Raw genomic sequence first — 25,288 nt, 5'->3', positions numbered from 1 at the left:
TCCCGTATCATTGACCTGCTAGGGCTGCAGGGTCGAGTGGCATACGAAATAGTGGGGGCATAATGTTTATCGGTGAAGTTTCCAGAAAGACCGGCCTGTCGATAAAAGCGATTCGCTTCTATGAAAAAATCGGATTGACTCGAACGCCTGCTCGCCAGGGGCGATACAGAGTCTATTCAAGTATGGATGTCGAAGTACTCAAGCTTATCGCCGAAGCGAAATCCCTGGGGGTTTCTCTGGCCAAGCTTCAGGGGGTTATTACCTATCAGAATGGCAATGTAGACTGGAACAGGATAGCCGAATTTTTAGCCAGAACAAAAAGCGATCTCCAGGCAGAGCTTGGATTGCTGCACGAAAAAATCGAAAAAATAGATGAATGTATAAAGTCCATCAGATCCTGCCCGCAAACTGTTGACTATACCCTGTAGGGGAGACAGTAAACTCATCAACAATTCCCGACAAGACGTAAGGATTGAAGATGAGAAACATCCTGTTGATTAACGGAAACCCCAAGAAAAACAGCTTTTCAAGGCAACTGTGCGATACCTATGAACGGCAGGCGAGAGATAATTCCCATGTCCACCGACTGGATATTTCAGATATGGCGTTCAATCCCAGCCTGGAGCATGGCTACGACAGCGTCCAGGAGTTAGAGCCGTGCTTAAAAGCATTCCAGAGCGCTATTGTACAGGCCGATCACCTGGTGATCGTCTCGCCCATATGGTGGGGAGGCCTGCCGGCAAAACTGAAGGGGCTGCTTGATCGCACTTTTTTACCCGGTTTTGCCTTCAAATATGAAAGCCGCAGCGCCGAGCCCATACCACTACTTACCGGAAAAACAGCACGAATTATATTCACCATGGACGCTCCGGAGGACTTTGCCGCGGAGCAATCCCGCCCGGCATTGGAGCAGCTGGATCGCTTTACATTGCAGTTCAGCGGCATATGCGCAGCACAAGTAACCCTTTTCGGCTCGGTAATAATGGCCGATGAGCTCAAGAAAGAAGAATGGATTCAATCCGTAGCGAACATGGCTGCGGAGAGCGAAAAGTTGAGCGCCGCTATTCCGTGAGAGGCAGCTGAGAACAGCTTCAAGCGAAAGTCCCTTGCCCGGACGAGTTTCTCCTCGACGCCCGCATGACCAACATCGGCCATTTCCGTGCCAGCAACATACTCGAGCAGCACTAAGGGCGGTTCTCCCCCATGCGGATAGCTCCGCCCCCCAGCGGGGCTACTTTTTATTCAAATGTCCCGCCCTGAAATAGCTCGATATTTTGAGGATCCATTGCTATCAGCGTGGCCGCCGGGCGGGACAGGCAGCCAGTCTCTCCCCGCTGCGCCGCGCCGCGCCGCGCCGCGCCGCCCATATTGAGCGATGACTACGGCCGCCGGTATATGACATCAACGCTTTCTCAGGGTTGAGCCGCGGGCATCCAAGCCCGCCAGAATCGCCTTTATTTCTGCGGCCTCTTCCGCCGCCCGCTTTGCCTTGGCAGCGGCGATGGCCGCCTTTTCGGCCTCTATGGCCTCCTTGATCTTGCGCTCTTTGGCGGCGCTACCGGTGCGACCGCTCGAGAGCTTCTCTTTGGCCGGCTTGGTGGCAACACGCGAACCTCCCCGTGTAGAGGCCTTCTTGGCCGCTGCGGTTCCGGACCTGGACTTTGGCTTGGTAGCCAGGGCCGCCTTGGTAGTGCCAGGCCGAACGGTTTTGATACCCGCGAGACTTTTACCGTCATGTGCCTCTAGCGCCTCCTCCACGAGCATCTTCAACTCTGCCGGATCTTCAGCGGCTGCGAACAGATTTACCGAGAAGGCGCCCGGGCCAAATGTCTTTAGCTCCTTATAAAACGGATGGTCAATACCGAGCTCAAGCGCGTCCTGGAATTGCTTGAATCTGGCTTCCGGCGACACGCCTTCGCGCGCGGTGCCAACCCAGACATCGTCTGTCGCCTCATTTACAAGGGTAAATACGATCATAGAACCTTAAACAACTAATTGGAGATCAACACTGGACCACCTGTTCTGAACTCTCTGACAGGCTAAAAGGGCGCGCATTCTAATGAGATAAAAATAAAAGTGCAGTCTTGACTTGGGCGAATAGAAATAGAATTGAGCAGGCCAAATCGGCGGCATCGAGTGAATATCCTGATCAACATTTAAACTGCCATAGACAACCTGGCGAGCAGCGCCGAGCAGCAACGCCCCCTCTCCGCCAAACCGAGCAGGCTTTGTATGTCTGATAGCTCAATCCATCGGGCTGACAACACCCCCCGCTTATGTACACCAATCACATGGGTGTAGATCATGGTAGTACCCACATCGTTGTGATCGAGCAACTCCTGGATATTGCGAACGTCAGTCCCCCCGGCCAGCAAGTTGGTTGCAAACGAATGACGAAACGTATGGCAACTCGCCTTCTTGCGGATACCCGCTTCCGCCAGCGCCTTCGCCACCGCACGGCGCACCTGCTGTTCGCGCAAATGATGCCGGCGAATCACCTCGGCACGCGGATCCGTAGAACGCTCTGGCGCCGGGAACACATATTGCCAGCCGGGACTGCACGCGGCTCCCGGATACTTTTTAGCCAATGCATAGGGCAGATACACCTCTCCGAAACCTTCTTCCAGATCACGCTGGTGAACTGCCAGTGCCAAGTCGATCTGCGCCTGCAACGGCGCCACAAGTGACTTGGGCAGCAGCGTGCGCCGCCACTTATCCCCTTTTGCCTCACGCACAAAAATGCACCTATGGCCAAAATCCACATCCTGCACCCGCAGCCGTACCGCCTCCATCACCCGCAATCCAGCGCCATACATGAGGGATGCGAGGAGCTTGTGGTGGCCGCGCATGTTGGCTATTACCGACATGGCTTCCTCGTGAGTGAACACAACAGGAAGTCGCCGCCCCTTACTGGTCCTGTCGAAGTCCAGGTTACCGAGCCCAATATTCAAGAACTGGCGATACAAGAATACGACGGCGTTCAGGGCAGTTTTTTTACGTGTTGATGCATACATTGCGCTGCGAAGCCAAGTGCCCCAACCATTCATCCACCTCGGCCCTGCCCATCTCCTCGGGCCTGCGCATCTTGTGAAACTGAATGTAGTCCCGAATCCAGCCGCAATACGTCTTTTCTGTCCGATACGCAAGCTGCCACCCACGCATAAAAGCACGAAGCCTGTCCATAAAACGAACCGGCCGCGCCGGAATTGGTACGAGTATATCTTCCATAAGCGCTCCCTCGCCAAAAGACTGGTTATTTATACAGAATAACCGAGCAATGACCAATATCTCCCTGACATTGCAGTCGTCACGACCGTGATTTTCACAGCAGCGTCTCGATACACCGAAAACCGATTTAATATCAATCGCTTGCCGTGAGGAGCATGCACCTGGGATAGTGGTCGCGGAGGCCGTTTTACCCAGCGGGCTTAGGACGTGTAACCATGCGGAAAGCTTGACGAATCAAGGGGTTGGCGTCATTCTGGCGGAAAATCTGTTTTGAAATATGCGTCAGCGGGTTATCGGTCCTGACGACCACGATACAAATGTTAAGTGTCTTCGGAATGAAGATTGAGCTATGAATGAAATAATTAGAATAATGAATATATTCCACTCAAAGAAATTTGCGTGGTTTCCATTTGCTTTTCTGTGCCCGAAGTCGGGTCACAGATTTGGTGTTGCTCGTTTTGTAGGTACGGTTCTTCTGAACACAACATTTTTTGCTTTAATCTTGGCGTTCCTGCTCTATACAAGATTTGGCAATAATGCGGCTTCCCATATAGGTTTCACCTTCATGTGGCTATACGCTCTATTTGGTGGGTACTACCTATTCGTAAGCTACTGCTGGAACAAAGAGCACGGTGGAACAAACACTTAACAATCACAGGCAGTTTGCGCCGGCCCCTAGCGGGACCTCTGCGGGACGGCCTGCGCTACGCTTCGGCCGCCCCTGCTGTGGGCGTTAGCCTCTTAGGAAGTCCGATGAGTGAATCATACTGGAGATTTGTAGAGCCAATATGGCATACCGTAAGTATCTATGATGGCGGCGAGGTCTTTCTCCAAGAGTTTAGAAAGGCTACTGAAAAGCAAAGACACCTTTACGCGACACACTGGGCTCAATCAGAAATAATGAATGGTGGATTGGGGCAGTTCTTTAGTAATAGCACCGGCGTTCTTGCACCTGAAGCAGTCGAAGGATTCAAGGCTATTGGTATGCCAAATTGTGCCTCAAGCCTTCTAGGGGCAATGGAATTATTTGGTAACGAGTATCCAAGAGATAGAGATACCCGTGACCAATTGTTAGAAGATTTCTTCGACAAATACGGAGATGAAGAAAATCCAATGGATGTTTATGAAGTCGCTATAGCGGAGGAACTAGAGGAAGAAAGTGGTGGATTTGAGGTGGCGGCAAATAATTACGCGAATCAAGGCTAACAAACGCAGGCAGTTTGCTGCGGGCGTTATGTATCGAGAGAACTATGAAGATACCATCTATATTTTGCTTGATGATCTTTAGCTTTCAGGTATTTGCATTCGAAGACATGCCTATACATCAGCACTATGTCAAACTTGTTGGGGTTCTTCCTGAGCCGCATATTGATTTCTTATTAGAAATTGAGCTTGATGAAGAAACAGATAACGCGCGTAGGGTAAATATCGTAATTGGCGGAAAACAAATATTTTTTCCAAAAAGTGAGCTTGAAAAGCTGAAAGATATAAACCTTAGTGATTTGTCCCTTCAGCATGGGATGCATCGTAATCCAGATCAACCCGCAAAACCAATGTATGATTTTTTCGAGGATTATATTGTAATCCGCCTTACGTCCGGAAATAGAAAGCGAGCCGAGCGTGAAGTAAACGGGAAAAAAGAATATGAATGGGGTTATGATCCTGTAACAATCATGGTTATACCAGGAAAGCCAGCACGAGTTGGAGTGGCAGGATTCGACCTTAGCGAAGTCGAGTGGGAGCCAGATGCATAACAATGTGCCGCAGAGAGACGGCTTACTTTGCGCCCTTTATGCGCAGTCGCTTCGCTCCATTGTCGCGCATAAAGCACACAAAATAGGCCGCCCCTGAGCACGGCGTTATTTTTTATAGGAGAATCATAAAAAATGGGCAAATTTATCATATTTACTACTTTGTCTGCTTTATTTCTGTCAGCCTGTAGTTCAACACCGACTAGTAGCGTCTCCAGTTACCAGACACAAGGTAATCTAGAATCACCTAAGCCATCTGGCTGTGTAGAAATTAGCAGACTTTCAAATGAGCAAAACCCGGTAGATATTTTTACTGGCCTAAATACCTGCTTATCACAAAATAACTATCAGAATGCGGCGGAACTGTATTTTGCTGGCATGGCTTTTGGCTATTTTGATACTAAGCGAGTTTCCGATAAAACAGCGCATCAGGCAATCAGCGTTCTACGTATGAATACTTTTAGCTTTCAACCACAAGAATCTATGGAAAAGTTTCAATCAGAAATAACAAATATTTCGTCAAACAATGCTGAGCTTTGTAAAAAGCTTTCCAGCTTAGGCGCTCCTGCATATAAGCCGACTTATATGATTCAACATGGTATGGGCGCCTTTACGGGCCAAAGCACAAGAGATGGTCTAGTAGAAAGTTTCGATGCGGATGCTGCTTGGGAAGACTCTTTGGCTAAGATAGCAAAATGTGGTCAAAGCTAACAAACAGTTGTAGGCGCTGGGAAAAGCGCGGCTGGGACGGCTTACGCTACGCTTCAGCCGCACCTGAGCGCGGCGTTAGTCGGCGTTTAGACACTGACGCGGAACCACAGGGAGATTGCCATGAGTGAGCTCAATATGCATGTCCCCGACACGGGCTCTCTCAACCCGCTCGTCGAACCAGAGTGGCTGGAGAAACACCTGGACGACCCTGACCTACGCATCGTGGATGCAACGGTGCAAGTAAAGCTCTGGCCATTCCCGCGCATCAGGAGCGGTAGGCGTGGGTTTAAGCGGAGCCACATCCCAGGCGCAACATTTGCAGACCTCCTGAAAATATCGGATCCCCAACGGCCTTCCTACACGTTTACGATGCCAACCGCGGAACGGTTCGCCGACCACATGGGCCGGCTTGGCATCGGGAACGGCACACGTGTCGTGCTTTACGATGGGCGGGAGAACATGTGGGCAGCGCGATTGTGGTGGATGCTCCGCACGTTCGGGTTCGACAACGCGGCGGTCCTTAACGGTGGGTGGACGGCCTGGCGGCTTGAAGACCGTCCGATCTCCTCGAAACCTTGCGCGTACCCGGCTACCACGTTCACCCCGCATGTCCGACCGGAGCTCATCGTCGGCAAAGAGGAGGTGCTGACCGCAATTGACGACTCGACAACGTGCATCGTGAATGCGCTGGGCCGCCGCCAGCATCGTGGTGAGCGTAAGGAATATGGGGCACGAGGGCATATTCCAGGCGCAAAAAACGTGACGGCATGGGAAATCCTCGACCGGGAGACGATGCGCTATCGCCCGGCAGAAGAGTTGCGCAAGCTGTTTCGCCCAATGTTGGAGGCCGAGCGCGTTATTACCTACTGTGGCGGTGGCATTGCCTCTTCGAGCGATGCGTTTATCCTCCACTTGCTGGGGCATCAGAACGTCGCCGTTTACGACGGGGGGCTCATCGAGTGGTCGGCAGATCGCAGCTTACCCCTTGAACTCGGAGAATGACGCTCACAAGTAAGTCGCCCAACAAGGCGCTTCACTGGGCGCCAATTCCGCTGCGCTCCCTTGCCTCCCCTGCGCGCGGCGTTAAGGATCTAAGAATGTACAAACGGATTTTTCTTCTAGTTATTATTTTTTTGCTTGTAGCCCTACTTTCGGTTACAGCATGGCCTGCATTGCTATTCTTCCTTGTTGCCGGAATCGCGATATGTGTCTACGGTAAAATCGCCAAAAAACCAGCTAGCAGTATTCTGGTTCAGTCTGGATTGGTTATGGGGTTTACTCCGATTGTTGTACTTATTCTTGTGTCGTCTGCTATGGGCGGGCTGTTTGGGGGGAATTGAATCCCCGACCATCGGCGGTTATCGCACCTTCGGGACTGGATCTCGCTACGCTCGCCGGACCCGGAACGCGCGTTAACCGACGCTAGCTGTCCCCACACAGGTGGTCCACAAACCACTGGCCGGCTTTGCCCAGGCCGTCAATCCAGCACAGTTCGATGGGCCAGTTGAGCTTGCCGTCGTCCACTTCCAGATGTAGGGCTTTGAGCTGCCCCTGCTCTATCAGGGGCTCCGCCAATTGGCGGGGGTAAAAGCCAAAGCCCAAGCCCGCCAGCAACATCACCCGCAGCTGATAAAAGGCCTTGTAGTAAATCAACTTGCTGCTGCAACGTAACCCCTCGCTGAGCTCGGGGGTGATGCTCAGACCCGGCAGGGGGAACAGCTGCGGGTACCCCTGTAGATCCTGAACGGCGATATCGCCGCGAATCTTTGCCAGGGGGTGCTCGGCGGCGACGACAACGCTCCACAGGATGCGATCAACAATCCGCTCGTGGCCACTGTGATCGCTACGGAGGCGCCCCAACGACAGGGTGATATCGGCGGGCTGTACGCCGGGCTGACTGGCAAGGCGTACCTTGTCGCAGCTCAGGGCCGCGCTTTCGCTGTCGAGCAGCACCAGCTCGACGGTGGGAAAACGCCGCTGCATGGCCACCAGGGCTTGCTGAAAGCGCGGAAACAGGGTCATGCCATGCAGGGCAATGCGCAGCTGGGGCTCGACCCCTTCACGCACGGCGCGGACGTGATTCTCTATGCCCTCCAGGCGGGGAATGATATCCAGTGCCTGAAAATAGATTTGCCGTCCCAGCAGGGTCAGCGTGGGCTTCTTGCCGCTGTGGCGTTCAAAAAGTTGCGCTTCCAGATCGTGCTCAAAGGCCTGAATAGCCTGCTGCACCGCTGCGCCACTGAGGCCCAGTTTGCGCCCGGCTGCGGAAAAGGAGCCGGTTTCGGCGATGGTCCAAAGGTAGAGCAGGCGCTCGGTGGTGATGATCATGGCCCGTGGACCTTTGGGTAGCACTCTCCCGCTAGTTTAGCGGATGACGCGAAAAGGCTTGCCCGCGGGAATCATGCGATGAAAACACGGAGGGAAAAAAATTTAGAGATCTCTGCAAGAGAAAGAGCCCATGAAACTCATGGGCTCTCTGTTCGGGCGGGGTAATCAGTTGCGCGCCTGGTAGAAGGCGTCGCAGGCTTGCCAGCTGGCCTCTGCATTGCGGTCCCGGGTTTCTTGTACCAGGTCGGAACACATGGGCGCCTTGAAGTTTTTCACATCCTCCAGGCTCAGGTTCACGTCCCGGTAAATCTCGTGGTTGCGGAAGCGGAAGCTAGCCTGGTCGAAGTTATACACATAGCTCACCCAGGTGGCGTAGGTGTCACCGTTGTCCGGATCGATCAGATCCTGGGGAACCAGTACCGCGCGGTCAAAGATACCCAGCACCTTGCCTTCGACCTGCTCGTAGCTCAGCTTGGGGTCTTTCAGGTCCACCTTGCTGGACATAAATAGCAGTCTGGCATTGCGCTCACGGGAAGAGATGTGGGCGCTCATTTCGGTCAGGGTCTTGTTGTCGCTGAAGTCAAGATCGGCCACATACTTGCGGTGCTCCTGCAACAGGGGCGCGTTCGTAAAGGAGCGCAGGTCGTCGTCGTTGTAGAACAGCACTGTCTCGCCATCAGCCTGCAGCTGGATCACGAGCTTGTTGTCGTGCTTGTCCTGCACGGAGAAGTGCACACCGTGTTGCCCTCCCGCCAAGCCGGCGGCCCAGGCAATCTGGAATTCATTGTTTTCCAGCGCCTGTTTCACTTCACCAGCGGTGGCGAAGTTACTGGCGATATAGGTGCTGAGGTCAGCCAGCGCCACGGCGGGGGCACCGGAGTCTTTGTGTTGGGCCAGCAGTTCCAGCGAGTCCATTTGATACTGGCCGTTGACGCTCAGGCCCTTGTCGGCGTTGATGGCAGTGACAGTGGCACCGTGGAAGGACTCGTACTCTTTAATATTCAGAGTCTGATACTTTGCAGTCCACTGCGCCGGGTTGGCGTAGCCTTTTACCTCACCGGTGCTCAGCTGCGTGCCGCGAATGGTCACTTCGGCCACACCACCCAGGGGCGTGAACCAGTCCACGCTACGGGTCACGGTGACACCCTGGGCGGTATCCGCTGTCCAGGTGGTGCAGGCGCTGGCGCTATGGACCGCGGCAACGGTGGTCATGGCTGACAGAGACAGTGCTAACAGTGACTTTTTCATGATGAAACCTCATTCGACAGGTATTAGCGATGAGGCCATTATGCGGAACCGGAGATTTGAGGATTTTAGTTACCTTAAAGCAATGCTTTGAGGTTGCTCGGCAAGGGGCTCCAAGCATTGCCAGTGGCTGCCGTTGGAATGCCAGGCTACAGAGCCGGTGGGACTCGGGGTCTATCACCTTTGTATAAACTCATGGGAGCACCTAGTCAGAAAGCGCATGAATATCATTCAGCTACAGGCAACAACCGAACAAGCAATTACGGCGGTGTTCGGTCAGGTAAAAGACATCGCGAGCAATATTTGTGGCGGGATCGATGATATGCATTTTCTGGGCAACAAGGCCCTGATTGTCAGGGCAGAAATATTCCCCGGAAAACTCAATCTGCTTTGCGAGAAATTAAACGCAATTGATGTAAGAGTGGATCCATCTAGCGCCCCCGATTTTTCATCACTCGATACAGAGCGGGAATATATGATCACCGTGCAGGTCACCAGTTTCTCTGCCGATACGGATCGACGCACTGAAATCCCCAGGGTGCCGGGTTGAAGGCCGCTAAATCCCCTTTCGATCTTCGATTGCAGACGAGTCCAGCCGCCGCGGTAGAAAAATACGCTTCAAGGCGATACCTTTGGTGAGAAAGCACTTTCAGGAGCCCACCATGGTCCGTTCACGGCCGGATCGACAACCCGCGAATACCTGGATCACCTTTCTCGCGCACTTCCTCTTTATCCTCGCGGCGTGGACGCTGTTCATCAAGTACCTGCTCCCGATCGGCTTTGCGCTGGCCAATGGTGAGCCGTGGTCGAGTCATGTCTACTGGGATGCCTGGCCCGTCATCCATGTCTGGGTCGGCTGGGCGCTGCTGGCGCGCCCCGGATATACCTACCGCCTGGCTGTCGCGGTGTCTGCAGTGGAGATCATCATTATCTGCACGCTGTTTGCCCGGTTCCTGGCGGATCCGGAGTGGTCGATCTGGCGCAGCAACTGGTTTGTCAACAAAGTGTTCGTGTTGGCCTGTTTTATACTGCTGCTTGTCACGGCGCTGACGCGCCCCGGATCACTGCAAGCCAAAATCGCATGACACGCCGCCTCACCCGCAGACAAAGCCTGAAACTGATAAGCGCCGGTATCACTGCCGCCCTATTGCCAGCAGATTTGATGTCGGCTGAAGCCGGCGGGCTGCTGACCAAACCCATTCCCAGCAGCGGCAAAGCGCTGCCGGTGATCGGCCTGGGCACCTGGCGCACGTTCAACGTAGGTAACGACCCCGAACTGCTGCACGCGCGCAGCGAAGTGGTTCGGGCCTTCTTCGACAATGGCGGCGGCCTGATCGATTCGTCGCCGATGTACGGCTCCGCGCCCGATGTCATCGGCTACGCCCTCAAGCGCCTCGGCATTCCCGCCTCGCTGTTTTCTGCCGAGAAGGTCTGGAGCCCGGCGGGCGGTTCCGCCCGCGAACAGGTCGCGCGGCTGGCGGAGCGCTGGGGCGTGAAGCACTTCGACCTGATGCAGGTACACAACCTGACCGACTGGCGCGAATACCTGCCGGCGCTGCGGGAAATGAAGGCCGCCGGCACGATCGACTATGTCGGCGTCACTACCTCGCACGGGCGCCGCCACGCGGAGCTGGAGCAGATCATGGCGTCCGAGGATATCGACTTTGCGCAGATGACCTACAACATTACCCACCGCGAAGTCGAGAGGCGGCTGCTGCCGCTGGCAAAGGAGAGAGGTATCGCGGTGATTGCCAACCGGCCCTACGACGGCGGCAGCCTGATCAAGGGGCTGAAGCGCCGGGAACAGGTACCGGAGTGGGCGGTGAAGGAGTTCGGCTGCCGCACTTGGGCGGACTTCCTGCTGAAATTCATCGTTAGCCACCCGGCGGTGAACTGCGCAATTCCCGCCACTACTCGCGTCGATCACCTGAACGAGAATATGCGCGCCGGCCGCGCCCCCCTGCCCTCCCCCGAAACGCGGCAGCGGATGATCAAATATATCGAGTCGCTGTGAGTGACTGGTCCAGCTACGAACTGCAGGACTTCATCCCGTTCACCGCGGACGTCTACTTCCGCCTGCTGGAGCGCACGAGTGATACCTTCTGGCCGTTTCACCTGCTTACCCTCGCACTGGGCTGTTCGGCCCTGCTGTGCGCGCTGACCGGGCGTGAACGTATCACGTTGCTGCTGATAGCCCCGCTGTGGGTGTTCGTCGGTGTCGCCTACTTCCTGCAGCGTTACGCCGAACTCAACTGGGCCGGGCGCTATGCGGGCTGGGCCTTTATCGCCGAGGGCGGCGTGCTGGCCCTAATCGCCATCACCCGCTGCGGTATTGGGAAGTCGCCACACTTGCGGCGTCTGCCGTCAATCGCCGGGATACTGATCGCGGCCTGCGGCCTGATCGGTTACCCGTTGATCGCGCCGCTGATGGGCTACTCCTGGTTCCAGGCAGAAACCTTCGGTATCCACCCTGCCCCCACAGCCATCGCCACACTAGGCCTGATCCTGATTACGCTCAGGGGCACGGCGATGTGGCTCGCCGCCATTGTCCCTTTCCTGTGGTTAATTCTCGCCGGCTTGACCCTGACCGCGCTGGGCGCCCCCTGGGCGGATGCACTGTTTGCTGGGTTGGCGCTAGGCTTGGCCGGTATGGTTTGGAAGAGCGCGACAGGTCGGGATCGACACGGCAAAATGTGACGAACGTCTACCCACGATGAAAGGGGAATGCCACAGCCTTAAACTTAAGCAGGCCGGTTTGCGACTGGGTGAAATGGGGTGGGCGCACCGAGTATAGCTATCATAAAAAGTCACCTTACCCACTAAAAAGTTGGGCAGAGAGTAGACGTATGATTTTTACGCCGCGCGATCCCGGATTTGAGCAACGAACGCGGGAGAGTTTCCTAGGTCAGGGGTTTATGCATACGTTGGGCGCCGAGATGTCTAAGCTCACGCCGGGACATTGTGAGCTGGAGATTGGCTTCACCGACGCACTGGCGCAGCAACACGGTTTCTTCCATGGCGGTGTCATTGCAAGTCTGGCGGATGTTAGTGGTGGATACGCCGCCTTCTCCCTTCTACCGGCCGACCGCACCAACGTAACTGTTGAGTTCAAGCTAAATCTGTTGTTGCCGGCTCAGGGCGCGAAACTCATTGCAACCGCCACTGTGCTCAGGTGCGGCCGTACACTGACCGTATGCCGAAGTGACGTCTTTGCCGTAGCGGGAGACGACTCGCAGGCATTCTGTGCAACCGCCCTCGCTACCTACATGGCCGTCGATTTGCGCTACCAAGGGTCCGAAGTTAAGTAAGCCACGCCACGTAAATTATGAACAATCCACTTACTTCCAGGCAGCAGGCGATAGTCGACATGTGGGAGCGGCACATGGCTGCCGAGTTCGAGATGAAGAGCATCGATGCGACCATGGAGACCATGGTCGAGCATCCTTTCGTCAATCACGTGCCGGTAATGACTGGCGGTGCCGGCGCTGACGGTGTCCGCGATTTCTACAGTAAGCATTTCCTGACAGGCCATCCGCCCGATACCGAGATAACCCCCATTGCCCGCACGGTGGGCGAAGACCGTTTGGTAGACGAGCTGATTCACAAGTTCACCCACTCAATCGAAATGCCCTGGATTCTTCCCGGCGTGGCACCTACAAACAGACGTGTCGAAGTGGCGGTTGTTGTCGTGGTGCAATTCGAGGATGGGAAAATTGCCGGCGAGCGTATCTACTGGGACCAGGCCTCGGTGCTGGCGCAAATTGGCCTGATCGACGTGGAAACATTGCCGGTCTGCGGCGTTGAGGCGTCCCATAAGGTCGTCGATCACACCAGTCACCCATCCAACCGGTTAATCGAGCTCCGGCATCTATAGTTGTTGGCACAACCGATGTGTCAATCAATTACGCGACCTATGAAACCTGCCGATGAATGACGACCAGGATCAGGCACCGACCGGCGAACCCGGCCCCGAGGACCAGAGGGTTGAGCCGCTGGAGAGCGCGGGCGGTGCCGAAGGCGAAGCGCCAAAGGATGTCCAGCAACAGGTAGAGACACACGAGGCGGAGCAGTCGAAGAAGTTCGGCACCTTTGCCGGGGTGTTCACGCCGACACTGCTGACGATCCTCGGTGTGATCATGTTTCTGCGCGAGGGCTGGGTCATCGGCAATGCCGGGCTGGGCGGCGGGATACTCATCATCCTGTTGTCGTTTGCAATCACCGCCGCCACGGCGCTCTCGATGGCTTCGTTCGTGACCAATATCCGCGTCGGCCCGGGCGGCGCCTTCTCGATGATTTCACAATCGCTGGGACTGGAAGCCGGCGGCGCCATCGGCGTGCCGCTGTACGTCTCGCAGGCTCTCGCCGTGGTGATGTACATCTTCGGCTTCCGCGAGGGCTACCTGTGGGCGGTGGAGGCATGGGGGCTGCCCGAGCTGCCGTCGCTGGCAATCGACCTGATTATTTTCGCCGTCATCTTTGCCATCACCCAGATCAGTACCGGGCTGGCCTTCAAGGTTCAATATGTGATCCTGGCGATCATCATCGGGTCTCTCGTTTCGATCGGCATGGCCGGGCTCCGAGAGCCACTGGACAACCCGATCGTATGGTGGGGCGAGTTTCCCGGCAGCCCGGAAAACGGATTTTCAGGCGCGACCTTCTGGATTGTGTTTGCGGTGTTCTTTCCCGCCTCTACCGGCATCATGGCCGGCGCCAACATGTCGAGCGATCTGAAGAATCCGCGCAAATCAATCCCGATCGGTACCCTGGCGGCGGTCGGCCTGAGCCTGGTTGTCTACCTGGCACTGGCTTATTGGTTGATGCGGGTGGCGACGGTGGATGAGTTGACCAAAAACTACACCATCATGATCGACCGTGCCTACTGGGGTCCGGCGGTACTCGGAGGCCTGCTGGCCGCGACTTTCTCCTCTGCGCTGGCGTCATTTGTCGGGGCCCCGCGCATTCTCGAAGCGCTGGGCGGTCATAGCATCGTGCCCGCCTCGGCATGGATTGCCCGGCGAACGAAAAGAGGGGAACCACGCAATGCGACATTCATCACCGCGCTGATCGTGCTGGCCGCGGTAATGCTGCGCGAGTTGAATGCTATTGCGCCGATGGTCGCGATGATATTCCTGCTCACCTACGCCACGATCAATCTTGTCGTGGTGACAGAGGAAAGCCTGCGGCTGATCAGCTTTCGGCCATTGATGCGAGTGCCGCGGATCGTGCCGCTGTTCGGATTGGTCGGCTGTCTGTTGGCGATGTTTATCATCAATCCAACCGTCAGTCTGGTGGCAATCGGCGTCGTGGTGGCAATCTACTTCAGCCTGATCAAACGGCGGTTAACCGCCCCCACCGGCGACGTGCGCAGCGGCCTGTTTACCGCCCTGGCAGAGTGGGCCGCCAAGCAGGTCATACAATCACAGGGCGGCGCCGAGCGGGCCTGGAAGCCAAACATCCTGATGCCCGTCGCCGATCCCAACCGTTTGCGCGGCGCCTTCGAATTTGTCGGGGAGCTGGCCTACCCGATGGGGTCCATCAAGTTACTCGGCATTGCTCCGGCCGATCGTGTCGAAGAGCTCGAGACGGACCTGGTCGATGCACAACACGCATTTACAAGGGAGGGCATCTTCACTTCCTCGACGGTGCTCGAAAACGATCACTTCCCCGATGGTGTGCGCACCGGCATGCAGGCGCTGGCCGGTTCGTTTTTCCGCCCCAACCTGCTGTTTCTGCAGCTTCCCAAAGAGAAGGAGACACACGAATCCCTGCAACAGTTGATCCGGGACGCCGGGCACCAGCGCATGGGCGTGGCGTTACTCGTGCGCCACGATACCGCCGGTCTCGGGCGGCGCAAACGCATCAACCTGTGGATCCCCGATCAGGGGCCCGACTGGACCATGAAAATGGATTTCAGAGAACTCGACCTGGCTATTCTGCTGGCCTACCGGATGATGGACAGTTGGAAAGATGCGCAGCTGACAGTTATTGCTGCGGTCCAACAGGAAACTGACAAAGGGAAAGCGAAGCGGTTTCTCGCCCGCCTGGTCGATCTTGCCCGGCTGCCGGCGGATACGGCGGCACATGTCGCCGATGGCGATTTCGGCCGTTTTGCCAGCAACGCGCCCAAGGCGGATCTGAATGTATTTCCTCTGCCGACGGAACTGGATGCAGACTTTCTCTGGAGCCTGCGTGACGCCACCGGTTCGACGTGCCTTTTCACCCAGGACAGTGGCGACGAGAGTGCACTGGCCTAGTGCCGTAATAATCCGCGATGGACGCCGAGGCGCAGGCGGCCAGCAATGCTCACTCTGATGCGTTGCACGAGACCGGATCCAGCAGTTGCATCACCCAGTGAAAAACTTCGCGCGCCTAGCGTGTAATTCCCTTCATGAACGCCGTTACTGCACTATCGTTTCCCCTATCTTGCGCCCGCCCCATACGGGCGAACTGAATAAAACCTGAGATGGAGGATGTAGTGCCGTGGCTAAAGATGACAAAAACCGCACCACGAATGACGCCGGTATTCCGGTAGCAAGCGACGAGTATTCCCTGACGGTCGGCGCCGACGGCCCCATCCTGCTGCAGGACCACTACCTGATCGAGCAGATGGCCAATTTCAACCGCGAGCATATTCCCGAGCGCCAGCCGCACGCCAAAGGCTCCGGCGCCTTCGGCCACTTCGAGGTCACCAAGGACGTGAGTGCTTATACGAAGGCGGCGGTGTTCCAGCCGGGCACCAAGACCGATACGCTGATCCGCTTCTCCACCGTCGCCGGCGAAAAAGGCAGCCCCGACACCTGGCGCGATCCGCGCGGCTTTGCCCTCAAGTTCTACACCAGCGAAGGCAACTACGACATGGTGGGCAACAACACGCCGGTGTTCTTTGTCCGCGATCCGATGAAGTTCCAGCACTTTATCCGCTCGCAGAAACGGCGCGCGGATTCCGGCCTGCGCGATCACGATATGCAGTGGGATTTCTGGACCCTGTCACCGGAGTCCGCCCACCAGGTAACCTGGCTGATGGGCGATCGCGGCATCCCGAAGAGCTACCGCCATATGAACGGCTACTCCAGCCACACCTATATGTGGGTGAACGGGAAAGGTGAACGCTTCTGGGTCAAATACCACTTCAAGACGGACCAGGGCATCGAGTGCCTGACCCAGGAAGAGGCGGACCGGCTCGCCGGCGAGGATGCCGATGCGCACCGCCGCGACCTGTTCAATGCCATTGCCAGCGGCGACCACCCCAGCTGGACCCTGAATGTACAGATAATGCCGTTCGCAGAGGCGCAGGATTACCGCTTCAATCCGTTTGACCTGACCAAGGTGTGGCCGCACGGCGACTACCCGTTGCACGAGGTCGGCCGCCTAACACTGAACCGCAACCCGACCGACTTCCACACCGAAATCGAACAGGCGGCCTTCGAACCCAACAATATTGTGCCCGGCATCGGCTTCAGCCCGGACAAGATGCTGCTGGCACGCGTTTTCTCCTATGCGGATGCCCACCGGGCGCGCATGGGCGTCAACTACAAGCAGATTCCGGTCAACAAGCCCAAGTGCCCGGTGCACAGCTACAGCAAGGACGGCGCCCTGCGCGTGGACAATGTGTCCGACCCGGTCTACGCGCCGAATTCCAAGGGTGGCCCCGCGGCCAATCACGCCTACACGGAAAAATGGGAGGCCAGCGGCGAGTTTATGCACGCGGCCTATACGCCGCACAAGGAAGACGACGACTTCGTGCAGCCGGGCACGCTGGTGCGCGAGGTCATGGACGACGCCGCGCGCCAGCGGCTGGTAGCCAATGTCGTCGGCCACCTGAAGGCGGGCGTGTCCGACGAAATTTTGCAACGCGCCTTCGAGTACTGGCGCAATGTCGACAGGGATATTGGCGACCGTATCGAGAAAGGCGTCACAGGCGGTTGATCGACCCCAGCACAGCCGCCCACTAAGCGCGTCGTATCAGGCGGACGGCTTGTTGTGACACATTTTTCCGAGTGTCTAGACTGTTGGGAGGTTTCTTTTTTGAGGATTCAGCCCCATGATCCGTCGCGATCTCCTGACCAGTCGGCCGACATTTTTAAAGCCGACTTTGCATGTCTTATTCACTTTCGCACTATGCCTGACCGTGCTCTGCGTCTCACCGGCACTATTCGCCGCCCAGACTGCGGACTACGTTTTCAGTGGCGGCAAGGTCTACACCCTCGATAAAAAACAGCCCTGGGCCGAGGCCGTCGCCGTCAAGGGCAACAAGATCGTCTATGTGGGCGATGCCAAGGGGGCCAAGCCCTTTATCGGTGACAAAACCAAGGTGATCGACACGACCGGCGACGTGGTCATGCCCGGTTTCATCAGCACGCACGACCACCTGATCGGCTCCGGGTGGACCAGCAAAGGGGTGCACCTGTTCGACGGCAAGAGCAAGGCGGACTATATCGCCAAGGTCAAGAAATATGCCGAAGAGAACCCGGATCTGGAGCGTATCGTCGGCATTGGCTGGAGCACCGGTACCTATGGCGGCCGCCCTACCGCGAAGGACCTCGACGAGGCGGTGCCGGACCGACCGGCACTCATCCTCGATTTCACCGCACACGATGCCTGGCTGAATTCCAAGGCGATGGAAATAGCCGGTGTTACCAATGATTCGCCCGACGACCAGCCGGGGGTGATCTACTGGGTGCGGGACGATAATGGCACACCGACCGGCACTGGCGTAGAGGGCCAGTGGATGGAGGCCTATGTCGCCATCGGCGCCTGGGATGCCGACAAAATCCTCAATGAGACAATCGACACTCTGCACCCCCTCGCCGCGAAGAATGGCACCACCACCTACCTGAACCCCGGCATTGTCACGCCCAACATGAAGGACACCAACGGCAAGATGCAGGATGACATGAAGACGGCGATGGCCCTGCTGAAAAAGCGCGAACAGGCCGGGACACTGAAAATGCGCACTTTCGTACTGCCTTTCGTCAAGAATCCCAAGGCGGACACCGGGCAGTTGATGGAATTTATGGGCGAAATGAGAAAGCAGTACAACGGCGACAAACTGTTTGTACGACAGGTAAAAATTCACCCCGAAGCCAACTGGAATGTCGAACTCAGCCCGATGCTCGAGCCCTACGAATCCGGTAAAAAGGGCACTTACGGTATTCCGCCAGAGAAGATCAAGGAGATCATGGTGGCGGGCGCCAAGTCAGGCTTCGACTCTGTCATTCACACCGACAGCACCGGCACGTCCCATGCGGGCATCGATGCGATTCTGGCGGCGCGCAAGGTAGATCCCGACAATCGCAGCGCGCTGCACCACGCCACCTGGCTGACACCGGAGGATCAGCAACGGGTCATCGACAACAAGATCCCGGTCAATGCAACGCCGAACTTCACCAATGACTGGAGCGATACCGACAAGGACGCGCTGCGCGTGATGGGCAAGAAGCGCACTATGTCATATTTCGGCCGCTACCCAGAGTTCGCACGCGCCGGTGTACCGGTCAGCCTGTCCGCCGATGTGCCCAGCACGCCGTCAAGCATGCAGGCACCGCTGTTCGTCATCGAGGGCGCCGTGACGATGAAAGATCCGTCCAATCCGGATGCCAAGCCCTTCCCGCCCAATGTCAAACCGATGACCGTGGAGCAGGCACTGCGGGCCATGACCGTCGACGCCGCCTGGCAACTGCGCATGGAGGACAAGATCGGCAGCCTGGAAGTGGGCAAATACGCCGACATAGTGGTACTCGATGGCAACCCCCTCGAAGTCGACCCGGACAAGCTCGCGGACATCGGCGTAGAGATGACGATGATGGACGGAAAATTCACCTACAAGAAGGGCAGCAGCGATTAGCAAGCAGTGGACCTGCTCGTCAATCAATAGCTAGTAATGGAGAAGATACGCGATGGGCAATTTAGTTTTTTTCCGGAAAACCATTTATTTTAGCCTCTCGATATTAGCGGCCATCGCTGCTGTAAACCCTTTAGCCCACGCGGAAGACAAATACGCCACGGCAAAAGAACTGGGGCTGATGGAAGGTTTCCCACCACCGCCCGATAAACGGGTGACTAAAGCCAACGCGTTACAAACCCCGCCGTATAACCGCTGGGCCTACCAGCATATGCGGATGTTCTATCCTACCGCCAATGTGCCTGCCGCCGATGTGCCGGTACCGCTCCGCAAGGATATCGACCCCAATTTCGCCAAGGAAGTAAAAATCAAGGAGCCGGGTACCGGCAAGACGAAGAGCCTGGCCGAGTTCCTGAAGGAGACCTGGACCGACGCCATTGTCGTGATCCACGGCGACAAGATCGTCTACGAAAAATTCCTCAACGGCATGACCCCGAATACGCCGCATCAGATGATGTCCGCAACCAAATCCTTTGGTGGCTTGCTGGGGTTGATGGCTGTTGCAAATGGTAAATTGAAGGAGTCCGATCCGGTTACGAAGTACGTCCCCGAGCTCAACGTGAAGGACGGGGCTTTCGCCAACGCCACCTTCGGCCAGGTCCTCGACATGACCAACTCCATGGACTTTAGCGAGGTCTACGACGATCCCAGGTCGGGCATCATGACCTACGCAGCTGTACTGGGTTGGGTGCCGAAATTGGAGGATGTCGAATACCCTGACAGCCTATACGACTACCTGATGACCCTCAAAATCGATAAAGACCACAAGCACGGCGAAATCTTTCACTACCAGACGCCCAAGACCGACGTGGTCAACTGGGTCACCAACCGCGTGAACAACGCATCATTCCAAGAGGCGCTCTACGACGAGGTATGGTCGAAGATCGGCACCGAGGGCGAGACCTACGTGCTGCTCGACAACAACGCCACGCTGGTTGCGGGGGGCGGTCTGAACGCCACGCCGTACAACCTGGCCCGATTCGCGATGATGATGCTGAACAACGGCAAGTTCAACGGCAAGCAGGTAGTGCCAAAATCGGTTGTCGATACGATTGCCAAGGGCGGCAGCATCGAGGCATTCGATGCGGGCCCCGATTCCGATGATATTGTCCACAAGAAGGGCGAATGGAGCTACCGCGGCCAGTGGTGGGTCAAGCATACGCCGGGCATGGAAGCGTTCATGGCCATCGGGGTTCACGGGCAGTGGATCTACATCGACAGGAATCATGATATCGCCATCGTCAAGGTCAGCTCCATGCCAGTATCCAAGGACACCTATCTGGATGGCTACAACCTGGAAGGCTTTTACGGCATCGTGAAATACCTGGCGAACAAGTAGAGCTTATTAAAACTGCGCGGAAAAATCTTTTCGACATTGGGCCGCATGACACTCACAAAACGAGAGTCCTGCTAGCGGTCGTATGCGGCAAGTTCCGACACAGCAACGGTCTCGGAACTTAACGTAAATAATCCGTTAACGGTTTATGAGGTAATCATGTTCCTGCAAAAGACCCTGGTCAGTCTGGCGGCCGTATTGGCCTTTGTTCTGGCCGGCTGTTCCGAAAAACCGGAATCCCGCGCCCCAACCACCGCAGAGCCCGGGGCCGCATCACCCGCCGCGGAAGTCGCCGATTTTGTTTTTACCAACGGCAAGGTCTACACCGTCGATAGCGACAACTCCTGGGCGGAGGCTGTGGCCGTTCGCGGTGACAAAATCGTCTACGTCGGCGACAACGCCGGCGCGGAGGCAATGGTCGGAGACGGCACCGAGAAGATCGATCTCGGCGGCAGGCTGATGCTGCCCGGCTTTGTCGAAGGTCATTTCCACACGACGACGCAGGGTATCATCCTGCACGGCCCCGACTTGCAGACCGATTCGATGGACGAGCTGCTCGCCAAGCTCAAAAAATATGCCGACGAGCATCCCGATCTCAAGTTTATCAACGGCTGGGGTGTGCGCCCCAACATTTATGGTCCGGGCGAGCCGAATGCGGCGATGCTCGACGCCGTTGTCCCCGATAGACCGGTCTATCTGTGGCAGGTCGATGGCCATTCTGCCTGGGTCAATTCCAAGGCCATGGAAATGGCGGGACTCAACAAGGACACGCCGGACACCGTGCCCGGGGTGTCCTATTTTGTCCGCGACAACGAGGGCAATCCCACCGGCTATATCATCGAGGTCCCGGCGCAGGTCGAAATCCTGAACAAGTTTGTCACGGTCGATGAGGACTATATCCGCGGAGGTATGGCCAAGTGGTTCCCGGAATATTCGAAGGCCGGTATCACCGCCGTGCACGATTTCGGCTGGGCCGGCGTCGACCAGGACATGGCCATCGGTATCCTCAAGGATTTCGAAAAAGACGGCACGCTGGGGACGCGGATATACGGCAGTTATTACTGGAATGATGCCAGCATCGACCCGGTGCCGATTGCCAAGAAGATGCGCGACGAGAACCAGGAGGGCCTGGTGCAGGTCAGTGCGCTCAAGATCAACATGGACGGCGACGACGACAAGTACAGCGGCCTCTATGTCGACGGCTACGCCGACAAGCCCGACGCCAAGCCCGAGCCGATCATTCCGTTCGACGTGATCAACGATGCGGCCGTGCGCGCCGACAAGGAGCAACTGCACCTCATCTGTCACTGCTTCGGCGATCTTGCCGTGCGCAAGTTCCTCGATGCGGTCGAGCTAGCGAAGAAGTCCAATCCCGAATGGGACCGGCGGCCGGTCGCCTCGCACGCGCAGCTCGTGCATCCGGACGACCGGCCGCGCTTCAAGGAGTTGAACGCGACCTACGATACGACCGGACAGTGGTTCGCGTTCGATCCCTACACAGCCAATGTCAGCCCTGTACGACTGGGCGAGGCGCGGATGAAGCAGCTCTTCCCGATCAAGGCGATGCTCGAGGCCGGCGCCAATGTTTCGCTCGGCTCGGATTTCCCCGCAGCATCTTATGTTGCAGACTATAAACCGCTCAACGCCATCACGGTGGCGGTGACCCGCCAGATGCTCGGCAAGCCGGACATGCCGATATTGGGTGGCGAAGACGCGCGTCTGACGGTGGCCGAAGCGATCCGCGCGAATACCTATGGCGCTGCCTACGGCATCGGCGTGGAGGACAAGATCGGCTCGATCGAGGTGGGCAAGAAGGCCGACCTGATCGTGCTCGACCAAAACCTGTTCGAGATAGACCCGCATGACATCTACAAGGCGAAGGTGGTCTTCACCATGATGGATGGCGTAGTCCGGTACCGCGACGGCCTCTGACCTTAGATTGATATTGCAGTTTCACACTCAGGAGACAAGTCATGGATCTGACTAGGACCTTAGGCTCCATACTCACTGTGCTGGCCTTCGCGCTGGCCGGGTGTTCCGAAAAGCCTGAATCCACCGCGCCGGCGGACACGCAGCCGACCGCTGCCGCTTCCGCAGCTGAAGCTGCCGACTTCGTCTTCACCAACGGCAAGGTCTACACCGTCGATGAGGAGAACTCCTGGGCGGAGGCCGTCGCCGTGCGCGGTGACGAGATCGTCTACGTCGGCGACGACGCCGGCGCGGAGGCAATGATCGGAGAGAATACCAAGGAGATCGATCTCGGCGGCAAGCTGATGCTGCCCGGTTTTGTCGAGGGCCATTTCCATTCCATCACCCCCGGCGTCATGTTGCGCGGAGTCAACCTGCAATCCGAGAGCATGGAAGAGCTGCTGGGCAAGCTGAAAGAATATGCGGAAGCCAATCCGGACTTGGAGCAGATCCACGGCTGGGGAGTGCGTCCCAATCTCTATGGAGGTAAGCAGCCCACTGCGGCCATGCTGGACAAAATTGAGTCCGACCGGCCGGTGTTTCTGTGGCAGGTCGATGGCCACTCCGCCTGGGCCAACTCCAAGGCCCTGGAGATGGCTGGCATCACCAAGGACACAGAGGATCCCGTGCCCGATGTGGCCTATTTTGTCCGTGACGACGAGGGCAATCCTACCGGCTATATCGTCGAAGTTCCGGCCGTGCTCCAGGTACTCAATGCCCTACAGGATATTGATTACGATTACGTCAAGGAAGGGGTGGCCCAATGGTATCCCGAATATTCCAAGGCCGGTATCACCGCTTATCATGATTATGGTCTCGGCTTTCTCAGTAATGATGATGCCGTCAGGCTCATGAAAGAGCTAGAACAGGAAGGCACGCTGACGACGCGGTTCTACGGCAGTTACTACTGGAACGATGCCACTATCGATCCCGTGCCGATTGCCAAGAAGTGGCGCGACGAGAACCAGTCCGGGCTGGTGCAGTTCAACGCCCTGAAAATCAATATGGATGGTGACGACGACAAGTACAGTGCTCTTCTTGTCGGCGGCTATAGCGACAAGCCCGACGCCGACCCCAAGCCGATCTTGCCGTTCGACGTAATCAATGATGCGGCCGTGCGCGCCGACAAGGAGCAATTGCACCTTATCTGTCACTGCTTCGGCGACCTAGCGGTGCGCAAGTTCCTCGATGCCGTTGAACTGGCGAAGGAGAAAAACCCCGAATGGGACCGGCGACCGGTCGCCTCGCACGCCATTCTGGTGCATCCGGACGACTATCCGCGCTTCAAGGAGCTGAACGCCACCTACGACACCAGCGGCCAGTGGATAGCGCTCGACCCCTACACCGGCAACATCACCCCCGAGCGGATCGGCCCGGAACGGATGAAGCGACTCTTCCCCCTCAAGCCAATACTCGAGGCCGGGGGCAATGTCTCGCTGGGTTCGGATTTCCCCGCGGCAGCCTATGTCGCCGACTACAAGCCGCTTAACGCGATCACCCAGGCAGTGACGCGCCAGATGCTGGGCAAGCCCGATATGCCGATATTGGGCGGCGAGGATATGCGGCTGACGGTGGCCGAGGCGATCCGCGCGAATACCTATGGCTCTGCCTACGGCATCGGCGTAGAGGACAAGATCGGCTCGATCGAGGTGGGCAAGAAGGCCGACCTGATCGTGCTCGACCAGAACCTGTTCGAGATAGACCCGCATGACATCTACAAAGCGAAGGTAGTCTTCACGATGATGGATGGCGTAGTCCGATACCGCAACGGACTTTGAGACGCTCGCGGCATCATGTGTCCAATCGGCCGCGTTGCCCGTCCACCCTAGCACCTCGGGGGGCTCGTCAATACCAGCGACACGACTTGATGACGTGACGTTATTGAGAGCCCCTGCGGATTCTTTGCTCGGGTGCTCGGCGGGCATAGGAGACGGCACGCAAGGATATTTGGCTAGGAACGAAGGAGATGTACAAGCCATGAGATATCACCCCCGCACCCGCCGCTTCGGCACTCTCTTTGCTCTATTACTCTTCACGCTATTTGCCAGTCTCGCGCAGGCACAGCCGGCCGTCGACGAGGCGGAAGCACTGAAGAAAGCACAGGATCCGCTCGCCGACGTGAAGGCGCTGATGTCGGACAATACCATCTCCTACGGCACCTCCGATGACGAGACGGCCTACGGTATTTCCCTGCAACCGGTCTACTCCATTGAAACGGACCGCAGCTTCAATTTTGTTCTCCGCGGTGTCATTCCCTACATCGGCGCGCCCAAGGGCGCAGGCCTGCCAATACTCGGCCCGGATCCCGTCGGCGGGACCGGGCGCACCTGGGGCCTGAGTGACTCCATTGTGCAGGGGTTCTTCGTTCCCAAAACGGACAGCAGCATCAAGTTCGGCATCGGCCCGCAGATCTCGCTGCGCACGCGTACAGACAGTGTCGTTGGCGGGCCGGGCTGGGGCGGCGGTTTCGCCGGTGTGGTGTTCGGTTCTGCCGGAAACCTCTCTTACGGCGGTATCCTTGGGCATCACTGGGGTCAGGACGACTTCAATCTCACCACCATCAGGCCCATCATTATTTATAACACCGACTTGTTTGGTGGCTCCTATATCGGCTACATGAATGCAGTTAGCTATGACTGGTCGGCCCCCAGTAGCAGCAGCGCCTGGCAGACTCCGCTCGGCCTTACCGTCGGAAAGACCTTTATCCTGAAAAGCGGCCATATGATTGATTTCAGCCTGGGCGGCTACAAAGTGGTCGATGCGCCGAAAGGCGGTGCCGATCGGCAGCTGAAGATTGGCCTGAGTTTCATCTGGCCGTGA

Annotated in this window: 25 protein-coding genes; 20 read left to right on the top strand and 5 right to left on the bottom strand. The window is 56.9% G+C overall.

What is annotated here, in order from left to right:
* Positions 1 to 62: 62 nt before the first annotated feature.
* Together BLW36_RS01270 and BLW36_RS01265 are read left to right on the top strand one after the other, a co-directional pair.
* The gene (locus BLW36_RS01270; protein ID WP_091384250.1) at positions 63 to 428 is read left to right on the top strand and encodes a MerR family transcriptional regulator; all 366 of its coding nucleotides are present in this window, start codon (positions 63 to 65) and stop codon (positions 426 to 428) included.
* 50 nt (positions 429 to 478) lie between these two features.
* On the top strand, positions 479 to 1,072 hold the full coding sequence (locus BLW36_RS01265; RefSeq protein ID WP_091384247.1) for an NAD(P)H-dependent oxidoreductase: 594 nt from the start codon (positions 479 to 481) through the stop codon (positions 1,070 to 1,072).
* Between the two features lie 329 nt (positions 1,073 to 1,401).
* Here the strand turns inward: BLW36_RS01265 and BLW36_RS01260 are convergent, their stop codons facing one another.
* The 3 genes from BLW36_RS01260 to BLW36_RS17450 all read right to left on the bottom strand — a co-directional run bounded on the left by BLW36_RS01260 (position 1,402) and on the right by BLW36_RS17450 (position 3,228).
* A complete protein-coding gene (locus BLW36_RS01260; RefSeq protein ID WP_091384244.1) occupies positions 1,402 to 1,977 on the bottom strand; it encodes a GIY-YIG nuclease family protein in 576 nt (191 codons plus the stop codon).
* Positions 1,978 to 2,156: 179 nt separating this feature from the next.
* Entirely contained in the window at positions 2,157 to 3,014 is an 858-nt protein-coding gene (locus BLW36_RS01255; protein WP_244506087.1) for an integron integrase, read from the bottom strand.
* Positions 2,995 to 3,228: a site-specific integrase gene (locus BLW36_RS17450; RefSeq protein ID WP_244506086.1), complete on the bottom strand. Its 234-nt coding sequence runs from the start codon at positions 3,226 to 3,228 to the stop codon at positions 2,995 to 2,997. The genes BLW36_RS01255 and BLW36_RS17450 overlap by 20 nt, the downstream gene beginning before the upstream one ends.
* Positions 3,229 to 3,981: 753 nt before the next feature.
* Here BLW36_RS17450 and BLW36_RS01250 point away from each other — a divergent pair.
* The 5 genes from BLW36_RS01250 to BLW36_RS01230 all read left to right on the top strand — a co-directional run bounded on the left by BLW36_RS01250 (position 3,982) and on the right by BLW36_RS01230 (position 7,030).
* The gene (locus BLW36_RS01250) at positions 3,982 to 4,434 is read left to right on the top strand and encodes a DMP19 family protein (RefSeq protein ID WP_091384241.1); all 453 of its coding nucleotides are present in this window, start codon (positions 3,982 to 3,984) and stop codon (positions 4,432 to 4,434) included.
* Between the two features lie 44 nt (positions 4,435 to 4,478).
* Positions 4,479 to 4,982 (top strand): hypothetical protein, encoded by a 504-nt coding sequence (locus BLW36_RS17050; RefSeq protein ID WP_139304784.1) that lies wholly within the window; start codon positions 4,479 to 4,481, stop codon positions 4,980 to 4,982.
* 132 nt (positions 4,983 to 5,114) lie between these two features.
* Positions 5,115 to 5,690, top strand: coding sequence for a hypothetical protein (locus tag BLW36_RS01240; protein WP_091384234.1), 576 nt, complete (start codon positions 5,115 to 5,117; stop codon positions 5,688 to 5,690).
* A gap of 120 nt (positions 5,691 to 5,810) precedes the next feature.
* Entirely contained in the window at positions 5,811 to 6,692 is an 882-nt protein-coding gene (locus BLW36_RS01235; RefSeq protein ID WP_211567114.1) for a sulfurtransferase, read from the top strand.
* A gap of 95 nt (positions 6,693 to 6,787) precedes the next feature.
* The gene (locus tag BLW36_RS01230; protein WP_139304783.1) at positions 6,788 to 7,030 is read left to right on the top strand and encodes a hypothetical protein; all 243 of its coding nucleotides are present in this window, start codon (positions 6,788 to 6,790) and stop codon (positions 7,028 to 7,030) included.
* 82 nt (positions 7,031 to 7,112) lie between these two features.
* Here BLW36_RS01230 and BLW36_RS01225 read toward each other — a convergent pair whose 3' ends face one another.
* Together BLW36_RS01225 and BLW36_RS01220 are read right to left on the bottom strand one after the other, a co-directional pair.
* Positions 7,113 to 8,018: a LysR family transcriptional regulator gene (locus tag BLW36_RS01225; RefSeq protein ID WP_091384225.1), complete on the bottom strand. Its 906-nt coding sequence runs from the start codon at positions 8,016 to 8,018 to the stop codon at positions 7,113 to 7,115.
* Positions 8,019 to 8,183: 165 nt separating this feature from the next.
* The gene (locus BLW36_RS01220) at positions 8,184 to 9,266 is read right to left on the bottom strand and encodes a linear amide C-N hydrolase (protein ID WP_139304782.1); all 1,083 of its coding nucleotides are present in this window, start codon (positions 9,264 to 9,266) and stop codon (positions 8,184 to 8,186) included.
* 217 nt (positions 9,267 to 9,483) lie between these two features.
* On the opposite strand from BLW36_RS01220, the gene BLW36_RS01215 reads away from it, so the two are divergent.
* The 13 genes from BLW36_RS01215 to BLW36_RS01155 all read left to right on the top strand — a co-directional run bounded on the left by BLW36_RS01215 (position 9,484) and on the right by BLW36_RS01155 (position 25,288).
* Positions 9,484 to 9,813: a hypothetical protein gene (locus tag BLW36_RS01215; protein WP_091384220.1), complete on the top strand. Its 330-nt coding sequence runs from the start codon at positions 9,484 to 9,486 to the stop codon at positions 9,811 to 9,813.
* A 112-nt stretch (positions 9,814 to 9,925) separates the two neighbouring features.
* Complete coding sequence (locus BLW36_RS01210; RefSeq protein WP_091386834.1) at positions 9,926 to 10,348, top strand: hypothetical protein; 423 nt, start codon at positions 9,926 to 9,928, stop codon at positions 10,346 to 10,348.
* 77 nt (positions 10,349 to 10,425) lie between these two features.
* Positions 10,426 to 11,277 (top strand): aldo/keto reductase, encoded by an 852-nt coding sequence (locus BLW36_RS01205; protein ID WP_211567113.1) that lies wholly within the window; start codon positions 10,426 to 10,428, stop codon positions 11,275 to 11,277.
* Complete coding sequence (locus tag BLW36_RS01200; protein WP_091384214.1) at positions 11,274 to 11,960, top strand: DUF6064 family protein; 687 nt, start codon at positions 11,274 to 11,276, stop codon at positions 11,958 to 11,960. The genes BLW36_RS01205 and BLW36_RS01200 overlap by 4 nt, the downstream gene beginning before the upstream one ends.
* Positions 11,961 to 12,109: 149 nt before the next feature.
* On the top strand, positions 12,110 to 12,571 hold the full coding sequence (locus tag BLW36_RS01195; RefSeq protein ID WP_091384211.1) for a PaaI family thioesterase: 462 nt from the start codon (positions 12,110 to 12,112) through the stop codon (positions 12,569 to 12,571).
* 17 nt (positions 12,572 to 12,588) lie between these two features.
* Positions 12,589 to 13,137, top strand: a complete 549-nt coding sequence (locus tag BLW36_RS01190) for an ester cyclase (RefSeq protein ID WP_091384208.1) — start codon at positions 12,589 to 12,591, stop codon at positions 13,135 to 13,137.
* 52 nt (positions 13,138 to 13,189) lie between these two features.
* Positions 13,190 to 15,517 (top strand): amino acid permease, encoded by a 2,328-nt coding sequence (locus BLW36_RS01185; RefSeq protein ID WP_091384206.1) that lies wholly within the window; start codon positions 13,190 to 13,192, stop codon positions 15,515 to 15,517.
* Between the two features lie 226 nt (positions 15,518 to 15,743).
* Positions 15,744 to 17,189, top strand: coding sequence for a catalase (locus BLW36_RS01180; RefSeq protein WP_091384203.1), 1,446 nt, complete (start codon positions 15,744 to 15,746; stop codon positions 17,187 to 17,189).
* A gap of 166 nt (positions 17,190 to 17,355) precedes the next feature.
* A complete protein-coding gene (locus tag BLW36_RS01175; RefSeq protein ID WP_170833080.1) occupies positions 17,356 to 19,107 on the top strand; it encodes an amidohydrolase in 1,752 nt (583 codons plus the stop codon).
* Between the two features lie 211 nt (positions 19,108 to 19,318).
* Positions 19,319 to 20,503 carry a serine hydrolase domain-containing protein gene (locus tag BLW36_RS01170; RefSeq protein ID WP_211567112.1) on the top strand — a complete coding sequence of 395 codons (1,185 nt, stop codon included), beginning with the start codon at positions 19,319 to 19,321 and terminating at the stop codon, positions 20,501 to 20,503.
* A gap of 156 nt (positions 20,504 to 20,659) precedes the next feature.
* The gene (locus tag BLW36_RS01165; RefSeq protein WP_091384194.1) at positions 20,660 to 22,432 is read left to right on the top strand and encodes an amidohydrolase; all 1,773 of its coding nucleotides are present in this window, start codon (positions 20,660 to 20,662) and stop codon (positions 22,430 to 22,432) included.
* Between the two features lie 41 nt (positions 22,433 to 22,473).
* Complete coding sequence (locus tag BLW36_RS01160) at positions 22,474 to 24,246, top strand: amidohydrolase (protein WP_091384191.1); 1,773 nt, start codon at positions 22,474 to 22,476, stop codon at positions 24,244 to 24,246.
* 199 nt (positions 24,247 to 24,445) lie between these two features.
* Positions 24,446 to 25,288: a hypothetical protein gene (locus BLW36_RS01155; protein WP_091384189.1), complete on the top strand. Its 843-nt coding sequence runs from the start codon at positions 24,446 to 24,448 to the stop codon at positions 25,286 to 25,288.

It is taken from the genome of Microbulbifer marinus (genome assembly GCF_900107725.1).
In the GTDB taxonomy this organism is placed as follows: Bacteria; Pseudomonadota; Gammaproteobacteria; order Pseudomonadales; family Cellvibrionaceae; genus Microbulbifer; species Microbulbifer marinus.
This window is presented reverse-complemented; position numbering and strand designations above follow the sequence as displayed.

Bases quoted from the DNA above. Each gene is read 5' to 3' on its own strand.
- BLW36_RS01270 (WP_091384250.1), top strand. From the start codon at position 63: ATGTTTATCGGTGAAGTTTCCAGAAAGACCGGCCTGTCGATAAAAGCG.
- BLW36_RS01265 (WP_091384247.1), top strand. From the start codon at position 479: ATGAGAAACATCCTGTTGATTAACGGAAACCCCAAGAAAAACAGCTTT.
- BLW36_RS01260 (WP_091384244.1), bottom strand. From the start codon at position 1,977: ATGATCGTATTTACCCTTGTAAATGAGGCGACAGACGATGTCTGGGTT.
- BLW36_RS01255 (WP_244506087.1), bottom strand. From the start codon at position 3,014: ATGTATGCATCAACACGTAAAAAAACTGCCCTGAACGCCGTCGTATTC.
- BLW36_RS17450 (WP_244506086.1), bottom strand. From the start codon at position 3,228: ATGGAAGATATACTCGTACCAATTCCGGCGCGGCCGGTTCGTTTTATG.
- BLW36_RS01250 (WP_091384241.1), top strand. From the start codon at position 3,982: ATGAGTGAATCATACTGGAGATTTGTAGAGCCAATATGGCATACCGTA.
- BLW36_RS17050 (WP_139304784.1), top strand. From the start codon at position 4,479: ATGAAGATACCATCTATATTTTGCTTGATGATCTTTAGCTTTCAGGTA.
- BLW36_RS01240 (WP_091384234.1), top strand. From the start codon at position 5,115: ATGGGCAAATTTATCATATTTACTACTTTGTCTGCTTTATTTCTGTCA.
- BLW36_RS01235 (WP_211567114.1), top strand. From the start codon at position 5,811: ATGAGTGAGCTCAATATGCATGTCCCCGACACGGGCTCTCTCAACCCG.
- BLW36_RS01230 (WP_139304783.1), top strand. From the start codon at position 6,788: ATGTACAAACGGATTTTTCTTCTAGTTATTATTTTTTTGCTTGTAGCC.
- BLW36_RS01225 (WP_091384225.1), bottom strand. From the start codon at position 8,018: ATGATCATCACCACCGAGCGCCTGCTCTACCTTTGGACCATCGCCGAA.
- BLW36_RS01220 (WP_139304782.1), bottom strand. From the start codon at position 9,266: ATGAAAAAGTCACTGTTAGCACTGTCTCTGTCAGCCATGACCACCGTT.
- BLW36_RS01215 (WP_091384220.1), top strand. From the start codon at position 9,484: ATGAATATCATTCAGCTACAGGCAACAACCGAACAAGCAATTACGGCG.
- BLW36_RS01210 (WP_091386834.1), top strand. From the start codon at position 9,926: ATGGTCCGTTCACGGCCGGATCGACAACCCGCGAATACCTGGATCACC.
- BLW36_RS01205 (WP_211567113.1), top strand. From the start codon at position 10,426: ATGTCGGCTGAAGCCGGCGGGCTGCTGACCAAACCCATTCCCAGCAGC.
- BLW36_RS01195 (WP_091384211.1), top strand. From the start codon at position 12,110: ATGATTTTTACGCCGCGCGATCCCGGATTTGAGCAACGAACGCGGGAG.
- BLW36_RS01190 (WP_091384208.1), top strand. From the start codon at position 12,589: ATGAACAATCCACTTACTTCCAGGCAGCAGGCGATAGTCGACATGTGG.
- BLW36_RS01185 (WP_091384206.1), top strand. From the start codon at position 13,190: ATGAATGACGACCAGGATCAGGCACCGACCGGCGAACCCGGCCCCGAG.
- BLW36_RS01165 (WP_091384194.1), top strand. From the start codon at position 20,660: ATGTTCCTGCAAAAGACCCTGGTCAGTCTGGCGGCCGTATTGGCCTTT.
- BLW36_RS01160 (WP_091384191.1), top strand. From the start codon at position 22,474: ATGGATCTGACTAGGACCTTAGGCTCCATACTCACTGTGCTGGCCTTC.
- BLW36_RS01155 (WP_091384189.1), top strand. From the start codon at position 24,446: ATGAGATATCACCCCCGCACCCGCCGCTTCGGCACTCTCTTTGCTCTA.